Raw genomic sequence first — 1,053 nt, 5'->3', positions numbered from 1 at the left:
ACCATACCCCATATCTAGGGGTGGATAGAAAGGTGGATGTAGAATGGCACGGCCAAAACACAAACTTTCCAGCGCTGAACTCAAGGCTAAAGCCCCAGGCAAGTATTCGGACGGGGGCGGTCTATGGTTTCACAAGCGGCCCGATGGCGGCGCGCAATGGTTTCTGCGCTACACCCTGTTCGGGCGGCGGCATGAAATGGGGCTTGGCAGCTTCCCGGTGGTTTCGTTGAAAGCAGCGCGGCAAGAAGCCGAGAAATGGCAGGCCGTGGTACGTGACGGTAAAGACGCCATCAAGGAGCGGGAACGCCAGAGCCGTGAAGCTCAACGCAATCTGAACATTCTGACCGATATCGCCAAGGACGCCTTTGACAGCCGCAAAGCCGAACTGAAAGGCGACGGAAAGGCCGGGCGGTGGTTCAGCCCCTTGGAACTGCACGTACTGCCAAAGCTGGGCAAAATGCCAGTATCGCAGATCGATCAGCGTGATATCCGAGACACCCTTGCCCCCATCTGGCACACCAAGGCCGATACGGCGCGCAAAGCCATGAACCGTCTGTCTATCTGTATGCGCCATGCGGCGGCGCTGGGCTTGGATGTGGATCTGCAAGCGACGGATAAGGCCAAGGCCCTACTGGGTAAGCAGCGGCACACGGCAACTCATATCCCGGCCCTACCGTGGCAAGAGGTGCCAGCATTCTATCAATCCTTGGATGGCGGCACGACCGCTGAACTGGCGCTGCGCCTTCTGATACTGACAGTGGTGCGCAGCTATCCCTTGCGTCACCTGCACTTGGACCAGATCGACGGCGATATCTGGACAATCCCCGCAGAGGCCATGAAGGGCCGCAAGGGCGCGACAAGTGATTTCCGAGTGCCGTTGTCGAAAGAAGCCCAAAGAGTAATTGCTGAGGCCACTCCGTTTGCGAGAGATGGCTTCCTATTCCCCGGTATCCGCAAGGGCGTGATATCGGACATGACCATGAGCAAGCTTATGGAGCGGCGCGGCATGGTGGAGCGTCCGCACGGGTTTCGATCCAGCTTCCGCGTTTGGGT

The 1,053-nt window shown here is 58.5% G+C and carries 1 protein-coding gene; it reads left to right on the top strand.

Features of this window, described 5'->3' with window-relative positions:
* Positions 1-43: 43 nt before the first annotated feature.
* The coding region (locus tag ACR0C6_RS21375) for a tyrosine-type recombinase/integrase (protein WP_480621120.1) at positions 44-1,053 on the top strand (1,010 nt) is incomplete at its 3' end.

The organism is Ruegeria sp. AL12 (genome assembly GCF_056540885.1).
Note: the sequence above shows the minus strand (reverse complement) of the source record. Positions and strands in the feature narration are given on the sequence as shown.